The 16,580-nt window shown below is 54.2% G+C and carries 12 protein-coding genes; 8 read left to right on the top strand and 4 right to left on the bottom strand.

Translation table 11 applies throughout. The annotated features are described in order from the left end of the window. Positions 1-606: 606 nt before the first annotated feature. From NST69_RS20885 to NST69_RS20865, 5 genes are all read left to right on the top strand, one after another. Complete coding sequence (locus NST69_RS20885) at positions 607-2,679, top strand: hypothetical protein (RefSeq protein WP_342547018.1); 2,073 nt, start codon at positions 607-609, stop codon at positions 2,677-2,679. A 6-nt stretch (positions 2,680-2,685) separates the two neighbouring features. Beyond that, the gene (locus tag NST69_RS20880; RefSeq protein WP_342547017.1) at positions 2,686-3,159 is read left to right on the top strand and encodes a hypothetical protein; all 474 of its coding nucleotides are present in this window, start codon (positions 2,686-2,688) and stop codon (positions 3,157-3,159) included. Between the two features lie 131 nt (positions 3,160-3,290). Then, the gene (locus NST69_RS20875) at positions 3,291-3,458 is read left to right on the top strand and encodes a hypothetical protein (RefSeq protein ID WP_342547016.1); all 168 of its coding nucleotides are present in this window, start codon (positions 3,291-3,293) and stop codon (positions 3,456-3,458) included. Positions 3,459-3,581: 123 nt separating this feature from the next. Further along, positions 3,582-4,883, top strand: coding sequence for a Na+/H+ antiporter NhaC family protein (locus NST69_RS20870; protein ID WP_342547015.1), 1,302 nt, complete (start codon positions 3,582-3,584; stop codon positions 4,881-4,883). A gap of 27 nt (positions 4,884-4,910) precedes the next feature. After that, entirely contained in the window at positions 4,911-6,053 is a 1,143-nt protein-coding gene (locus NST69_RS20865) for a glycerate kinase (protein WP_342547014.1), read from the top strand. A gap of 529 nt (positions 6,054-6,582) precedes the next feature. On the opposite strand, the gene NST69_RS20860 is transcribed toward NST69_RS20865, so the two are convergent. Both NST69_RS20860 and NST69_RS20855 read right to left on the bottom strand, forming a co-directional pair. Then, positions 6,583-7,611, bottom strand: a complete 1,029-nt coding sequence (locus NST69_RS20860) for a sugar diacid recognition domain-containing protein (RefSeq protein WP_342547013.1) — start codon at positions 7,609-7,611, stop codon at positions 6,583-6,585. Positions 7,612-7,911: 300 nt separating this feature from the next. Beyond that, on the bottom strand, positions 7,912-8,826 hold the full coding sequence (locus NST69_RS20855) for a dihydrodipicolinate synthase family protein (protein WP_342547012.1): 915 nt from the start codon (positions 8,824-8,826) through the stop codon (positions 7,912-7,914). Between the two features lie 96 nt (positions 8,827-8,922). On the opposite strand from NST69_RS20855, the gene NST69_RS20850 reads away from it, so the two are divergent. From NST69_RS20850 to NST69_RS20840, 3 genes are all read left to right on the top strand, one after another. Further along, the gene (locus tag NST69_RS20850) at positions 8,923-9,681 is read left to right on the top strand and encodes an IclR family transcriptional regulator (protein ID WP_342547011.1); all 759 of its coding nucleotides are present in this window, start codon (positions 8,923-8,925) and stop codon (positions 9,679-9,681) included. A gap of 64 nt (positions 9,682-9,745) precedes the next feature. Then, a complete protein-coding gene (locus NST69_RS20845; protein WP_342550202.1) occupies positions 9,746-11,701 on the top strand; it encodes a YjhG/YagF family D-xylonate dehydratase in 1,956 nt (651 codons plus the stop codon). Beyond that, complete coding sequence (locus NST69_RS20840; protein WP_342547010.1) at positions 11,698-13,284, top strand: glycoside hydrolase family 43 protein; 1,587 nt, start codon at positions 11,698-11,700, stop codon at positions 13,282-13,284. Before NST69_RS20845 ends, NST69_RS20840 begins: the two co-directional genes overlap by 4 nt. Before the next feature lie 453 nt (positions 13,285-13,737). On the opposite strand, the gene NST69_RS20835 is transcribed toward NST69_RS20840, so the two are convergent. Beyond that, positions 13,738-15,354, bottom strand: a complete 1,617-nt coding sequence (locus NST69_RS20835) for a mannitol dehydrogenase family protein (protein ID WP_342547009.1) — start codon at positions 15,352-15,354, stop codon at positions 13,738-13,740. Beyond that, positions 15,355-16,431: a mannonate dehydratase gene (gene uxuA / locus NST69_RS20830; protein WP_340951304.1), complete on the bottom strand. Its 1,077-nt coding sequence runs from the start codon at positions 16,429-16,431 to the stop codon at positions 15,355-15,357. Positions 16,432-16,580 lie beyond the last annotated feature (149 nt).

Here is a 16,580-nt window from a genome sequence, read left to right as displayed (position 1 = left end):
TCTGAAGAAGTACGCAGGACCATCTATTGTGTTCGGTTTATCGCATACATTTGGCCTATGTACCTGCGCACCGGTACAATGTGTGCTGTATTTGGCATACATTCGGATCGAGCGCCTGTGCGCTAGCAGATGTATGCTGTTTTTGGCATACATTCGGCCCGAGCGCCTGTGCGCAAGCAAATGTATGCTGTTTTCCACATACATACGGGCCACACCTGCGCACCAGAACCGAATGTATGCTGTTTTTGTCATACATTCGGCCCGAGCGCCTGTGTGCAAGCAAATGTATGCTGTTTTCCACATACATACGGGCCACACACCTGCGCACCGGCACAATGTATGCTGTTTTTGGCATACATTGTTCGAGTCCCTTTGTGGAAGCAAATTGTGTTTGGTTTATCGCATACATTTTGCTCTATGACTTCTTCTAGGATGGTAACGTAATCATAAATAGACCCTTTGATCAATACTAGAAAAAGTATCTTTCAAGCAATTTAATGAATCATCTTAGAACTTCGTATATTTGCAAGAAGTTGCAAGTCCATGATTCTATGAATTTGTGTACATAACTTACAGGTAAGTATGGTGTACGAAGGGAGGGTGAAGATGGCATCAACAAAGCTAGTATTTAACGAAGATGAAGTCAGGCGCCTGCAAACGAAGATCGGCCAAGTGAGTCAGGACACCAATCGGCTATATCTTCAATTGAAGGGCCAGTCCAGCGGCTGGGGCGGGATTCCGATGGGCGATCATATGATCAAGGCCCAGGTCCTGATCAATGAATTAACCGTAGAAGCGGAGAAATTAGAGGATATTATCCGGGTCGCCCTGAGAGGCGTCTCGGACTTGCAGGAAGAGAATAAGCGGCAGGCGGACAAGCTGACGAGGCAGTTTAATCTTTTGCTCGCTGCCTTCGGCAGCTTGGGGCTGCAATCAGCCACCGGACGGGTCTCCATCCCCGAATTTGTGCAGCGAAGTGCGACGAACCTCATCACTTCGATTGCCGCTCTATCGGGAAAAGATGAACTCAGCAGGGACCCGGTGGTGCAGCAGCTCCGGAATGTCATTCAGACCTCCGGCCTCTTGACCGTAGAAAGTATCGCTGCACAAAGTAAGCTGAACGATATCTTCGCGGCGCGGAATCAGATCGCCAAGGCACAGATGGCCTTCAAAGTGTATCAGGCGTTCGGCAATCAAGCCCAGATGGAGGCTGTTCATACGAAGGCCGAAGAGGCCCGGCAGAAGCTGGCTTCTCTAGGCGTAGCCAAGATCTACTATGAAGCCGGTAAGGAATTAAGCGCCCACTACAGACAACCAGCGGTTACAGCCTGCGAGTATGATCCGTCGATTACAGCGGACAAGGTTCCCTTACTACATAACGAAGAATATTTACTGCTCCTGCGGCTGGCGATGGAGAAAACCGCTGCCGGAGCGTATGCGCGGAGTCAGCTTGCGGCGAAGCGGCAGGAAATTCAGATCGCAGCGGCTCTTAAGCAGGTTCAAGAGCAGATCGAAGCAGAGCGGCGGTTGAACGGGCCGCCGCTCACGCTGCCGGACGGCACGCCAATTACCGCAGACAACAAGGAAAATGAGACCACCTGGGACTTTTATCAGGCGAAAGTCTATGTGCCGAATGAATATCTCACCCCCATGTACACCAGTTATCTGGGGTGGCTGGATAACACGTACGGCCTCACGAAATGGGAGAGCAAGGTCCGTCAGTCGGGAGATGTAGTGCTGGCTTTTACCGAAGGATTGGTGAAAGAGGTCGTGATGGGCGTAGCGGATACGGCAACCTTTGCCTTCAAGCTAGTGGTAGACCCGGTCAAAACCACCACAGAAATGAAGAATCAAGCGAAATATCTGATTGACCATCCCGAAGTGCTGGTGGAAGCGGCAAAGATGACGTATCATCAGTTTGACGAAGGTACACCCGAAGAGAAGGCGAAAATGCTGGGCTCGGTCGCTTCCATCCTGGTTCCTGGACTACAAGTCACGAAGGCTGGCAAAGTAGGAAAAGTATTGGGCGAGGTAGAAGAAGCCGTCACCCAAGCAGCGAAGGAGGCCCTGCAAGGGATCAGGCAAAAGCTCCCGACTATGAGTCCGCTGGGGCAGACGCCGGAAGGGTTTGTTTTCAAGATAGGAGAGATCCCCGATACATCAGCCTTGCCGAAGACGCCGGTGCAGCAGCGGTATATGGATGGTTTGGAGGGTGGGGCGAGGAAGGTTAAACTGACTGAGCCTTCTTTGCCGGCAGGCGGAAAACCTAAAGGGAATTATACTAAAGGTGATTCACATGGTCTTAAGAAAGAGCACGAAACAGCAGATAACTTTGCAGAACAGGGATATGATATTGAAATTCTAGATGAAGTGAATGGTGGAAATGGATATGGAGTAAAAGAATCATCAAATCCAGATTATTTAATTGAAGGTGAAGTGTTTGACTGTTACGCACCAACAATGGATACAAATGTGGACAATATTTTAAGAAATATTAGAACAAAGACAAAATCACAGGCAGAGAGAATTGTACTTAATCTAGATGGGTTCACTTCAGAAAAAATAACTGAGATCACTGGGAAAATTATAAGGAAAGCTAATCCAAACGGAGATCTGAAAAACTTGCAAGAGTTATTAATTATTGTTGATGGGAAAATCACGCGGATATATGGGGGATAGATATGCATGAACTTTGAATTGTTTTTAGAATCTGATTTGAATGTTGAATCATTGTCAGAAGTTATTAGAGAAATAATATGTACAGATTTAAAAGAAGAGGTGTCAGTTCACAATGATGAAGAAGAAATAGTTATTGGAACTGAATACTTTGCTTTAGCTCTTGAACTAGTGGATATTTCTGATATTAATTTTGTAAGAAATCATTATCAAATAGATGTGAATATTTGCATTAGAGTTCAATTATTTGGAAACACCCTTGATCAAGGATTAGAAATTTTGCTTAAGTTTATAGGGAAGATATTAAAACAGTATGTTGGGAACCTCTTGTTTTTAGAAGATGGTTCAGATCAACTTATTAGAAAACAGAATGGTCAGTTAATTATCAATAGCGATTTGAATCAATACCAGGTAAAGTATTTAACCCCGAGCCTGCTTAATTTACTTGATCATTCTTATGTCAAAGAAAAATTGACGAAATAGGTGTATCAAGTCAACTACGGTCCTTTAGCCATAGTTGGCTTTTTTTGTCCCTCGCAATACGCAATATACCAAAAATCCTGCAACCCTGACTGAACTTTGAAGCCTTATGATGAGGGAAGTAATGAAATATAATGATGATATTAGGACAGTTGGAGGAGAAGAGGGCAGGAGATGGCCAGCACCAGGAGCTCGGCAGGGAAGTTGAAAGTGGGTTTGCTGACTTCTATCAGGATACGGTTGATGACATCATTAAAGAGAACCGTTCGTATTTCTTTGCAGAGCACCTATTCCAAAATTGAGATATACCCCCTATTCCGTTGGTCACTTGCACAATGCATTTCGTCCGTTCATCAATATTCTTTTCCTCCCCCCAGACCTTATAATGAGAGCGTGTTCAACAAGTTGTTAGGGGGATATTTGAAATGGAAGGATTAATCATTGGTTGGTATGGAGCGCTTGCAGGACTGGCAATTGCCATCATTCTGATCCTTAGAAAATTGAATCCGGTCTACGCTCTGTTCCTGGGTGCCATTGTAGGGGCGCTGATCGGCGGAGCCAATCTCCAACAGACCGTAAGTGTTCTTGTAAGCGGTACACAAAGTGTAATGGGCACGGTGCTGCGGGTGCTGGCCGCCGGTGTGCTCGCTGGTGTGATGATGGAGTCGGGTGCGGCTGAAGCCATAGCCCAGGCTATTGTCCGAAAGTTCGGCGGAAGCAAGGCCATTCTGGCCCTCGCGCTGGCAACTATGGTCATTACGGCAATGGGCGTATTCATCCCGGTAGCGGTGCTGATTGTGGCTCCAATTGCTTTATCTGTAGGCAACAAAATGGAGATCTCGAAGCTGGCGCTGCTGCTGGCCTTGTCGGGCGGGGGGAAGGCAGGTAACATTATCTCACCGAATCCGAATACGATTGCTGCTGCGCGCGGCTTTGATCTTGATCTGAGCAATGTCATGCTGGCAGGTGTGATCCCGGCAATCTGCGGATTAATTGTAACCGTTATCTTAGCCACCCTGCTGAAGAAAAAAGGCGTCATGGTTACCACGGCAGAAGCTGCAAACGGTGCAGACAACGCGAATACGGCCGCTTACCCGCCGCTTAGCAGAGCGATTGTGGCTCCGCTCGTGGCTATCGTCCTGCTCATGATTAACCCGATCGGCTCCATCTCCGGGATCGAAGCGTTAACCAAGCTTAAGGTGGATGCGCTCTATATTCTGCCGCTGGCGGGGATTATCGGGATGCTGGCGATGGGACAAGGCAACAAGGTGCTGCAATACACATCCTCCGGCCTTAGCAAAATGACTGCAACCATCCTGATCCTGATCGGAGCAGGCGGCATCGCCGGTCTGATCTCCGCTTCCGATCTGTCCGCCCAGGTGGTGCATCTGATTGAGCTGTCCGGGATTTCCGGGACGTTCCTGGCACCGATCTCAGGGATATTGATGGCTGCGGCTACCGCTTCAACATCCACAGGTGTTATTGTTGCTACCGGCTCCTTCGGGCAGGCCATTCTGAATATGGGCACGGCTCCGCTGGCTGCTGCTGTGATGGTTCATACCGGAGCTACGGTCATCGACTCGCTGCCGCAGGGCACTTACTTCCATGTCACAGCGGACAGTATGAAAATGTCGATCAAGCAGCGCATGGGACTCATCCCGTATGAGGCCATAGTTGGCGGTACAATGACGATTGTGGCTACGCTGGTTTACGGATTTTTACTCTAAGATCAATATAATAGATGAGGTGTGGACATGAGAGAGAGAACCTTTGTACTGGCGCCGGATTCCTTCAAGGAGAGCATGACTGCGAAGGAAGTATGTACAGCGATGGAGGCCGGACTCCGCAAAATATACCCTGAAGCAACCTATATCCATGTTCCGATGGCGGACGGCGGGGAGGGGACCGTACAGTCCCTTGTCGACGCATCCGGCGGAGAGATTCATTATCTGGAAGTTGCAGGACCGCTGGGACAGCCGGTGACGGCACAATTCGGCATTCTCGGTGACGGCCAGACGGCGGCAATCGAGATGGCTTCGGCCAGCGGCATTCAGCGGGTGGACAAGGCAGAGCGGAATCCGCTGATCACCACTACCTATGGCACGGGCGAGCTGATTCTGGAATGTCTGAACCGTGGTATCCGCAAAATCATCATCGGCATCGGCGGCAGCGCCACCAATGACGGGGGTGCCGGAATGGCGGAGGCGCTTGGCGCCCGATTCCTGGATGAAGCGGGGGACTTACTTCCGCGCGGCGGCGGCAGCCTGGGACGGCTGGCGAGTGTAGATGTTAGCGGGCTAGATGCGAGACTGCAGCAGGTTCAGCTCATCGTTGCCTGCGATGTGACCAATCCGCTCTGCGGGGAGCAGGGGGCTTCAGCCGTATTCGGTCCGCAAAAAGGGGCCACGCCTGACATGGTGCAGCAGCTTGACGCCAATCTGGCCCATTATGCGGCGGTGGTGAAGCAGCAGCTTCACAAGGATGTCCGCGACCTTCCCGGAGCCGGTGCAGCGGGGGGATTGGGCGCGGGTCTGATGATCTTTACGCAGGCCACGCTGCAGAAGGGAATCGAGATCGTGATTGAATACACAGGGCTTCAGCAGAAGCTGGAGCAGGCGGACTTCGTCTTCACCGGAGAAGGCGGGATTGACTTCCAGACCAAATTCGGCAAAACGCCGTACGGCGTAGCCCGCACCGCCAAAGCCAGCGGCAAAAAAGTCATCGCCCTGGCCGGTTATATCGGCGAGGGAATCGAGACGCTCTACGCCGAAGGGATCGACGCCGTCTTCGGCATCGTTCCCGGCGCTTCGAGCCTGGAGAAGCTGCTGGCTGACGGCCCCGCCAATGTCGAGCGGACCTGCGAGAATATCGCCAGGCTGCTGAAGCTGGCCGAATAGAATGTGAGAACAGTGGCCCCGGGAATAAAATTTCCCCGGGGCCACTGTTTTGTGGTTGAGCGGCTGAAGGCTGCCTAATAGCTGCATCGGCCATATGGATGAAAGAAGTGGAAAAAGGGCATTTAATTCTCGCTAATCCGTACATTGGGGTATTTTAGATGGAAAAAGTACATTTGTTCACCCGGAAACCTGCGTTCGGTGGGGGGCTGGGCTGAACTAAATGCCTTTTTTCCAATTAAACTCCCCAGCTTGTCATTCAGCCGGAAATTAGATGTACTTAATCCACCTATGATCGTGCTGAAATTTAGCTTATAGAAGAAGCACTTAAGAAATTAACAAAAAGCAAAAAGAAGCGGAGGGGAAATTTGCAACTGGAGGAGCGTTAGCGACCGCCTTTGTGTTTGGATTTCTACCGCGAGGAGCGGTTAAAATCAGGAAATCCAAACACAAGAGCGGCCGGAAGTCCAAATGTTCACCGCAGCGACGACCAGGCTTTGGGTTCTAATCGCAAGTGCTTCTTTTATAGTATCTACTTATACAGCGCCAGCAGCTCATGCGTAAGCTCGAAGAGCTGCAGCAGGTTCCTCGGGTCCTTGCCGGTGATGCTCTCGATCCGCTTTAGGCGGTATTGCAGCGTATTGCGGTGGATGTTCAACTGCTCAGCCGTCTGCGAGACGCTGCAATTGTGATTGATGAAGCTGCGGAGCGTCTCCAGCAGATCGGCGGTATCCTCCAGCTTGATCACCGTTCCGGGCTTGTCTGACAGCTTCGCCTGACTGAGCTTCACCAGGAATTCCGCATCCTCGTAGCGGATCGATTGCACAGCAGGGCGGAGCGCTAGAAGAACACCCAGGGCAGCTTTGGCCTGACGGTAGCCCTCCGCGATGCTGGACTCCAGCCTGCCCGAGGCCAGCAGGAGCTGCGGCTGATTATGCATCAGCTCCGCAATTAATCGGCTGCAGTCCGGCCGGTTCTGGACTAGGATTACCCATGTATCCCCGTCGAGCTGGAAGGACGGGTGAAGGAACAGAAGCTTCGCCTCATCCAGCTCCGGCTGCACATGCTTGAGATACAGCACGGTGGTCTTCAGCAGAAGATCGACCTGATAGGCTGCGGCTTCTTTCCGCAGCTTCTGGGAATATGCTCCCTGATGGTCAAGGAGCATCTCCAGCAGAGCCTTCTTGCGACTGGCTTCGCTGGCCAGATGCTCGAGTGTGTTTCTTTGTTCAATGAGCAGCAATACCGTGGTTCTTACGATATTGCAGAAGGGCCGGACCTCTTCCGGGCTGCCGGAGATTCCGATTACACCTACGCGGGTATTGCCGATGACAATCGGTTCGTTGGTGCCCTTTTTCTCATATCGCCCGTCCTCCATGACTTCGACCCTCTGCCCGGTGGACAGCGCCTCGACAGCCCCCTGATGAACGGTGCCGACCCTTGCCTTATATCCGCTGCCGATGATGATCCCCTCATGATTCATGATGTTGATGTTATAGGGGATGTCCATCATCATCTTGTCTACAATCTCCTGCGCCTGCTTCTCCGATAGCTGAAACACTGGAACTCCCTCCTCGTCTTGAGCGGGTAACCGCCTATATTGCCTCTAAATCACGCATTGTGCATCTGAACAAAATTATAGCCCTACCTTCACTGCGAAGAAAGGAGGAACCTCACTAAGAGCCTTGCAAGAAGCCTCACTAGGCACCTTACAAGGAACCGTGTACAAGAAGCAGCCGCATTAGGAAAAGCACAAAGCACCGCCCAGCACCAAAAAAAGCCAGCCCCAATACGGGCTGACCTTAATAGAAGGGGTGATTGTGAAAAATAAGAATGGATGAGTATGTGCTATAAATTTCGCTTACCCTTGGGCAATACCCGCCCGGCTGAAAATCAGCTTCAGCTTCTCCTCATGCTCCGCACTCCATATCCCAGGCGAAGCCAGACTGAAGGTGGATACCGGCACGCCGGACAAGCGGACGGCTTCCTTGATCGAAGCGATGAACGGGTCATCGATGGCATACAGCGCCGGAATCTCGATCAGCCGCTGCTGGAAGGACAGTACTCCGGCTAAGTCCCCCTGCTTGAAGCTGTCATACACGCCGAGCATCAGCTCTGGAGCAAAGTTCGCACTGGCAGCGATCGCTCCGTCACCTCCGGCAGCCAGCGTGGGCAGCAAATATTCGTCGAAGCCGCAAAAGACGGAGAAGTCCGGACTAACCGCCTTAACCTGCATGATCATCTGGCGGATATGGCTAAGCTGATCCACGGTATCCTTGATGCCGAGTACATTCGGATAATGTGCGGCCAGACGGGCCACGAAGGCCGGAGTCAGATCCTGGCCGGTCATGGCCGGGAAGTTGTACAGCATGAGCGGTACATCGACCGCTTCCAGCACAGCGGCATAATGCGCGAACAGGGCTTCCCCGTTCAGCTTGTAGTAATACGGATTCATAATGACGATGCCGGTAGCTCCATGCTCAGCGGCATGCCGGGAGAGCCGGAGGGTCTCAGCAACGGTATTGCTGCCGGTGCCGATCCAAGCCGGAAGACGGCCATTCGTATACTCCAGGCATAGCTCTGCGATCTCCTCACGCTGCTCTGCGGTGAACAGGGTGAATTCTCCGGCCGTTCCAAGGAAAAACAGACCGTGAACCCCTTTGGCGATCAGGCTGTCGATCAGCAGCTTCATTCCGTCACGGTCGAATTTTCCGGCGGAATCCAGAATGGTCGGAACGGGAGGAATGACACCTGCATTCGGGTGGCTAAGTTTCATTTTATTTTTGCCTCCTGGTTTGGTATTATAAACATATAATTATTATAGTGAACTTGAAAGGCTTAATCAATGGATTTATGAGAGGGGAATGAAGGTGTGGACCAGAAGTACTGGGTTCCGGCATTGGAACGGGCAGATCTGATTCTTAAGGCTATCTCAAGACAGCCCGGAGCACTCAAAATGACAGATCTCTGCGAGGAGACCGGCATTAACAAAAGCTCAATGTTCTCGCTGCTGCGCACAATGGAGACTCTGCAGTGGGTGGTGAAGGATGCGGGCGAGAGGTATGTGCTTGGTGCCGGGATCTCCTACTATAATACCGTTTACAATGATTCGCTTAAGCAGAATATGAATCTGGTAGAGCGGTTTCTGGCAGAGTCGGTGCAGAGTGTCGGAGCGGTGGGGGAGACCTTTCAGCTGTCGGTGCTGGACCGCGATGAGATTATTTATCTGGCCAAGCAGGAGGGGCAATCCCTGGTAAGGCTGGAGTCCAGCCCCGGGATGAGGTTTCCGGCACATGCGACCGCGATGGGCAAGATGATGCTGGCGCTGCTGCCGGAGGGAGAGCTGGAACGGCGTTATTCCGGCAAAAGCTTATCCGCAGTCACCTCACATACGCTGACGGATTGGGCTGAGTTCACCGCAGCACTGGCTGCGATCCGCAAGACCGGTTATGCGCTGGATCAGGAGGAGATCATTCAAGGCATCAGCTGCGTGTCAGCGCCGGTTCTGGATGCCTCAGGAAGGGCGGTTGCTGCGGTGAGCACCTCGATGCTTCAGCACGCATTCGATGCGAAGCGGGAGATTGCGCTGCGTGAGGTGAAGGCGCTGGCGGGGAAGCTCTCACTGTCATAGACATCTGGGCACATTCATTCTGAGGAGAGAAGGGATTCATATGAAATTGACCGTACAAGAGATTATGAAGGAAGACATCATTGAAGCTGTTCCGGTACATACCGCTGCGGAAGGTCCGGCAGGCCAGCTGCCGATCACCGGGGAGGTGCTGCGGAATGCGCCGAGCGGAGAGATTTTTGGCATGACACAGAATGCCGGGATGGGCTGGAATCCGTTGCTGCTGAACCGGCCCCAGTACCTGATTCTCGGAACGATGGGCGGCATCCGGCGTGAGGACGGCACTCCGCTGGCGCTCGGATACCATACCGGTCACTGGGAGATTGGCGTGATGATGGAAGAGATTGCGGAGGAGCTTACCGCGAATGAGGGGATTCCGTTCGCCGGTTATGTCAGCGATCCCTGTGACGGCCGTTCCCAGGGAACCACAGGCATGTTCGATTCCCTGCCTTACCGCAATGATGCGGCCATCGTGCTGCGGCGGCTGATTCGTTCACTCCCTACCCGCAAGGGTGTGCTTGGCGTAGCTACCTGCGACAAAGGCCTGCCCGCCATGCTGCTGGCTCTTGCCGGTATGCATAAGCTGCCGGGAGTTATCGTCCCCGGCGGCGTAACCCTTCCGCCGGTGGAGGGGGAAGACGCAGGTAAGGTACAGAGCATCGGGGCACGGTATAGTAACGGAGAGTTGTCCCTCGAAGAAGCGGCGGATCTCGGCTGCCGGGCCTGCGCGACGCCGGGCGGCGGCTGTCAATTCCTCGGCACCGCCGCGACCGCCCAGGTGATCGCAGAGGCGCTGGGCATGGCGCTGCCGCACTCGGCACTATCCCCTTCGGGCCAGCCGATTTGGAAGAATATCGGCCGCCAGTCGGCCCGGGCCCTTCAGCATCTGGATCAGAACGGAATCGTTATGAGCGACATTCTGACAGATCAGTCGATCCAGAATGCGATGGTGCTGCACGCTGCCTTCGGCGGCTCCACGAATCTGCTGCTGCATCTGCCGGCCATCGCCCATGCCGCCGGGCTGAAGATTCCGACCGTCGAGGACTGGAACCGGGTGAACCGGATGGTTCCGCGCCTCGTCAGCGTACTGCCGAATGGTCCGGTACCGCATCCGACAATTCGGGTGTTCCTGGCAGGGGGCGTTCCTGAGGTGATGCTCCATCTGCGCAAGCTGGGACTGATTGACGAGTCCGTGCTGACGGTGACCGGGCGGACACTGGGCGAGAATCTGGATTGGTGGGAGAGCTCAGAGCGCCGGACGGAGCTGCGCCAGCGGCTGCTGGAAGCGGACGGCGTAGACCCGGATTCTGTGATCATGAGCCCGGAGGAGGCCAAGCGCCAGGGCATGGCGTCCACCATGACATTCCCGGTCGGGAATCTCTGCCCGGAAGGTGCAGTCATCAAATCGGCAGCCATTGACCCTGCCGTTCTCGACAGTGAGGGCGTCTATCGCCATACCGGACGAGTGAAGGTGTTCACCACCGAGAGAGCCGCCATCCGCAGCATCAAGCTGGGTATGGTTCAGGCGGGGGATATTCTGGCCGTTATCGGCCGCGGACCGAGTGGAACGGGGATGGAGGAGACTTATCAGCTCACCTCGGCGCTCAAGCATCTGCCTTACGGCAAATATGTCACCCTGATCACGGATGCCCGCTTCTCCGGCGTATCCACCGGTGCCTGCATCGGCCATATGGGGCCGGAAGCGCTGGCAGGCGGCCCGCTCGGCAAGCTGCGCGATAATGACTGGGTGGAAGTGCGCATTGATACCGTGAGTCTGGAAGGAAGCGTGAATCTGGTCGGCGAAGGAGATGAGCCGCTGACCAAGGAAGCGGGAACGCTGATTCTGGCTTCGCGGACGCCGCATCCGGGCCTGGCGGTAGACCCGGGTCTGCCGGAGGACACCCGGCTGTGGGCTGCTTTGCAGGCGGCCAGCGGCGGAACCTGGAAGGGCTGCATTTACGACACTGACAAAATCATTGCCTTACTGGAAGCAGGACGGCAAGCATTGGAGGAGAAACTATGAGCCGAAATCTGATTCATAATCCGATTCTGCGCGGATTTCATCCGGACCCGTCGATCTGCCGGGCTGGAGATGACTACTACATTGCTACTTCAACCTTTGAATGGTTCCCCGGCGTGCGGATTCATCATTCGCGCGATCTGGTGAACTGGCGGCCGCTGACCTATGCGCTGACCCGCAGCTCGCAGCTCAATATGGAGGGGGACCCCGATTCCGGCGGTATCTGGGCACCTTGCCTCACGTACGACAATGGACTCTTTTATCTGATCTATACCGATGTCAAAAGCCGCCAGGGTGCCTTCAAGGATACGCCGAACTATCTGGTGACGGCCGAGAACATCGAAGGCCCCTGGTCTGAGCCTGTGTACCTGAACAGCAGCGGCTTCGACCCTTCACTGTTCCATGATGAAGACGGGCGCAAATGGCTGGTCAATATGCTGTGGGATCACCGCACTGGCCGCAACAGCTTCGCCGGTATTGTGCTCCAGGAATATTCGGTGGAAGAGCAGCGCCTGGTCGGACCGGCTACTAACATCTACAAGGGAACGGAGCTGGCGCTGACCGAAGGTCCGCACCTATACCGGAAGGACGGCTGGTATTATCTGATTACGGCTGAGGGCGGTACGCAGTATGATCATGCGGTGACCGTAGCCCGCGCAAAGCAGATTGAAGGTCCCTATGAGACCGCTCCGGTTAATCCGCTGCTGACCTCGGCAGGCAACCCTGAACTGGCGCTGCAAAAAGCAGGCCATGCCAGCCTAGTAGAGACACAGACCGGTGAATGGTACATGGTCCATCTGTGCGGCCGTCCAGTCAAGGACAAGTACTGCAACCTGGGCCGGGAGACGGCGATTCAGCGTGCCACATTTACAGAAGACGGCTGGCTGGCCCTGTCCGGGGGCGGGAACGCTCCATCGCTGACGGTGGAGGGACCGAATCTTCCGGCGCACCCTTTTGCTCCAGCCGCTCCGCGTGACGACTTCGAGGCTCCGCAGCTGGATGTCCGCTGGAGCACGCTCCGCGTGCCGGCTGATGAATCCTGGCTCTCGCTTCAGGAGCGTCCGGGCTATCTGCGCCTGAAGGGCAGGGAGTCGATGAGCTCCATGCACCGCCAGAGCCTGGTCGCCCTGCGCCAGCAGGCCTTCCGCTGCAGCGCCGAGACTTCGGTGGACTTCGAGCCGGAGCATTTCCAGCAGATGGCCGGCCTGATCGTCTATTACGACACGAAGGATTACCTCTATCTGCGGATCACGCACGATGAAGTCCTCGGTGGCCGAACCCTGGGACTCATCCGCTCCAAGGACGGGGTCTATGAAGATACCCTGACGCCTGAAGTCCCGCTGCCAGCCGGAGTAAGTGTAGCACTTAAGGTCATCATCGACGGCGAATTCGCCCAGTTCTATTACAGCGTTGGTGAATCCTCCTGGGAGAAGATCGGCCCGGCTCTGGAAATCTATCACCTGTCCGATGATTTCCCGGCCTACATCCGCTTTACCGGTACCTTCATCGGCATGTGTGCCCAGGACCTCAGCGGCACGCTGCATCCGGCGGATTTTGATTACTTTGAGTATCTGGAGCAGGAGTAGGGCGGCCCGTAGCTGTAGCATCGAAAATGACGCTCCCATGAGACTAAGGCTGAAAGGGAAACTAGTGGAATGAACAATTTAAAGGGATAAATCCCATTAAATTCACCGAAAATGGGCGGCAGGAGGAAATGAGAAGGATAAATCCCATTAAATCCGCCAAAATCGGCCGAGCGGAGGAAATGAAAGGGATAAATCCCACTAATTTCTCCAGAAGCGCGCCAACTGAGTAAATGAAGAGCACAAGTGCCCCTGAATCCCGGGAAAGTTGGCTAACTCCACAGTCTAGTGTAATTTGTGCAGCAGAACGCAACTCTTAGCTGACCATATTGGTTTAAACTCTAACTTCCCCGCACCGGCCACCCTTATAATGCTCACTATACAAAATAACCAGGCCCTCCTTGTTTAAGGAGGGCCTGGTCTTTCTACTTATATTCGACGCACATCCGCCCGTCCTCAGGCGGTATACTTCTCCAGCGTAGCCCTTACCGCGCCCGGACCAGCCAGCATCTCGGTGAACATGCCCTCGATCGTCCCGCCGAGTCCGGCGGCGTACAGGTCCACGCCGAAGATGGCCTGGTCCTCCAGCACCGCGCGCACGCCAGCGGCCTTCGCAGCATCCGCGCCCAGCGTAATTCCTGCAAGCCGCGCTTGCAGCGATTCCAGCAGAGGGTCGGAACTGAGCGTGAACGCAGCGCCTTCATCGTTCACGCCCAGCAGATACCGGCACCAGGCGGCAATTGCCAGCGGGATGGCCGTTAACTGGGCCGGGTCAAGCTCCTCACGCCGGATGTACGACTTGATCGTCTCGCCGAAGCGGATGCCGACCTTCTGTGAAGTATCGGTGGCGATCCGTTGCGGAGTGTCAGGGATGAACGGGTTGGCGAACCGTTCCTGCAGCACCTCGTCCAGGAATTGCTTCGGACTCAGGATGCCGGGATCAACCACAACCGGCAGGCCTTCCTTGTAGCCGATGGTCTCCACGAGCTTGCGAAGCGTGGCGTCCTTCATCTCATCGGCAATGAGCGTGTAGCCGAGCAGACAGCCGGTTACCGCCAGCGCCGTATGCAGCGGGTTGAGGCAGGTGGTTACCTTCATCGTCTCCACGTTATTAACCGTGTCGCGGTCCGTGAAGATAATACCGGCTTCTTCAAGTGCCGGACGCCCGTTGGTGAACTTATCCTCAATGACCAGATACTCGCTGATCTCCGCGTTAACGAAGGGAGCAGTGTACGTGTTCTTAGAGGTGACGATCACATCCATGCCGCCGATTCCCTGTTCCAGCAATGCTGCCTGGACGGATTCGGACGGGCGCGGGGTGATTTTGTCGATCATGGACAGCGGGAAGGTGATCTTCTGCTCATCCTCCAGGTAAGCCACGAACCCTTCCTCTACAAGACCTTTGGCAGCCCATTCCTTGGCGATGGTAACCATGCCGTTCTTCAGCTTGTCGCCGTTATGCGAGCAATTGTCCATGCTGACGAAGGTCATCGGGTACTGGCCCTTCAGGTAACGCTTGTAGGCGAAGGAAGCCACGATGCTCATCGCATGAACCGGATGCTCCGGTCCGCCGGCAATGTCCTTCTGCACAATGCCAAGATACTGCCCATCAGGACCGGTCAGCGAATATCCCTTCTCCGTAATCGTGAAGCTCGCCATCTGCAGACTGGGATTCTCGAAAATCTCAGTCAGGCGGCTGTAGTCCGCTTCCCTCGTCTTATCTGCGGTGATGCCTTCGACAATGCTGCTGACGATCCGCTTCTGGAAGTCGCCGGCTGCATTCATCAGCACCAGCAGGGTCAGATTATCGTAAGGCTTATAGACCTTGTCAATCATCTCGAAGTCGAAGGTCTCGGCGGCGATGATGCCGGTATTGGCCTTGCCGCTGTCCAGCAGCTTCTGGTGCGCATTCGCCACGAAGCCTCTGAAAATATTCCCCGCCCCGAAGTGAACCCACTCCGGCTTCTCTAACGTATTCTGCGCTACCGCTGCGAAATCGAACTGCGGCAGCTCTACCCCTGCGGCTTCCCAGGCTTCACGGTCCGCGATGCTGCTTCTGCTCAGACTCAGCATTTACTTGGCCCCCTTGACATTCTCCAGGCTGTCCCATACGCCGAGCAGATACATGATGCCCATCGCTCTGTCGTAGAGGCCATACCCCGGACGGCAGTTCTTTTCCTCGCCCCAGAGATGTCTGCCATGGTCCGGACGCACATAACCGGTGAAGCCGCTCTCATGATACGCCTTAACAACCTCCGCAACATCTACGCTGCCATCACGGCCCCGGTGGGATACCTCAATGAAGTCGCCGTTCTCGAACACCTTCACATTACGGATATGGGCAAAATAAATCCGGTCGTGGAACTCGCGGATCATCGCCGGAAGATCGTTATCCGGGTTCGTTCCAAGCGATCCGGTACAGAAGGTCAGGCCGTTATACGGGCTGTCCACCATGTCCAGGAAGCGGCGGATCGTATCGCGGCTGCGGATAATGCGCGGCAGTCCGAAGATCGGCCAGGCCGGATCATCCGGGTGAATCGCCATGCGGATATCCACTTCTTCACACACCGGAATGATGCGCTCCAGGAAATATTTCAGGTTGTCGAACAGCTTATCTTCGGTAACGTCAGCATAGGCCGCGAACAGCTCATCCAGCTTGGCCAGCCGCTCCGGCTCCCAGCCAGGCATCGTGAATTGTCCGGCACCCTTCAGGATGCGGTCTACCATCTCGCGCGGATTATCAGTAATGGCAGCCTTTTCATAAAAGAGGGCGTTCGAGCCGTCCGGCAGCTCCTTGTACAGCTCGGTACGGGTCCAGTCGAACACCGGCATGAAGTTGTAGCAGATGACCTTGACGCCAACCTTGGCGAGCTTGCGGATGGTATCGATATAGATGTCAATGTATTTGTCGCGGGACGGCAGTCCGATTTTGATATCATCATGAACGTTGACGCTTTCAACAACCGCTGTACTGAAGCCCTTGGCTGTGATCTGATCGGCAACCTTCTGGATGTCTTCCATCTCCCAGACCTCACCGGCCACCTTGTGGTGCAGTGACCAGACGATGCCCATAACGCCCGGGATTTGACGGATGTGGTCAAGAGTGATGTTGTCATTGCCCTCGCCGTACCATCTCCAAGTCATATTCATTATCATTTTCCTCCTTAAGTAAGATAAGCATAAATACAAATGATAACCATTCGAAGCCTTGTGACAATTGACCTTACAGAATCAGCGTTACATGTGGCATAATCTTGTATACAAGATAGGATTCGTAATGATCATAGAATATGCGTTCA

It is taken from the genome of Paenibacillus sp. FSL P2-0089, assembly GCF_038595095.1.
Lineage (GTDB): Bacteria > Bacillota > Bacilli > Paenibacillales > Paenibacillaceae > Paenibacillus_AQ > Paenibacillus_AQ silagei.
This window is presented reverse-complemented; position numbering and strand designations above follow the sequence as displayed.

Bases quoted from the DNA above. Each gene is read 5' to 3' on its own strand.
- NST69_RS20885 (WP_342547018.1), top strand. From the start codon at position 607: ATGGCATCAACAAAGCTAGTATTTAACGAAGATGAAGTCAGGCGCCTG.
- NST69_RS20880 (WP_342547017.1), top strand. From the start codon at position 2,686: ATGAACTTTGAATTGTTTTTAGAATCTGATTTGAATGTTGAATCATTG.
- NST69_RS20875 (WP_342547016.1), top strand. From the start codon at position 3,291: ATGATGATATTAGGACAGTTGGAGGAGAAGAGGGCAGGAGATGGCCAG.
- NST69_RS20870 (WP_342547015.1), top strand. From the start codon at position 3,582: ATGGAAGGATTAATCATTGGTTGGTATGGAGCGCTTGCAGGACTGGCA.
- NST69_RS20865 (WP_342547014.1), top strand. From the start codon at position 4,911: ATGAGAGAGAGAACCTTTGTACTGGCGCCGGATTCCTTCAAGGAGAGC.
- NST69_RS20855 (WP_342547012.1), bottom strand. From the start codon at position 8,826: ATGAAACTTAGCCACCCGAATGCAGGTGTCATTCCTCCCGTTCCGACC.
- NST69_RS20845 (WP_342550202.1), top strand. From the start codon at position 9,746: ATGAAGGAAGACATCATTGAAGCTGTTCCGGTACATACCGCTGCGGAA.
- NST69_RS20840 (WP_342547010.1), top strand. From the start codon at position 11,698: ATGAGCCGAAATCTGATTCATAATCCGATTCTGCGCGGATTTCATCCG.
- NST69_RS20835 (WP_342547009.1), bottom strand. From the start codon at position 15,354: ATGCTGAGTCTGAGCAGAAGCAGCATCGCGGACCGTGAAGCCTGGGAA.
- uxuA (WP_340951304.1), bottom strand. From the start codon at position 16,431: ATGAATATGACTTGGAGATGGTACGGCGAGGGCAATGACAACATCACT.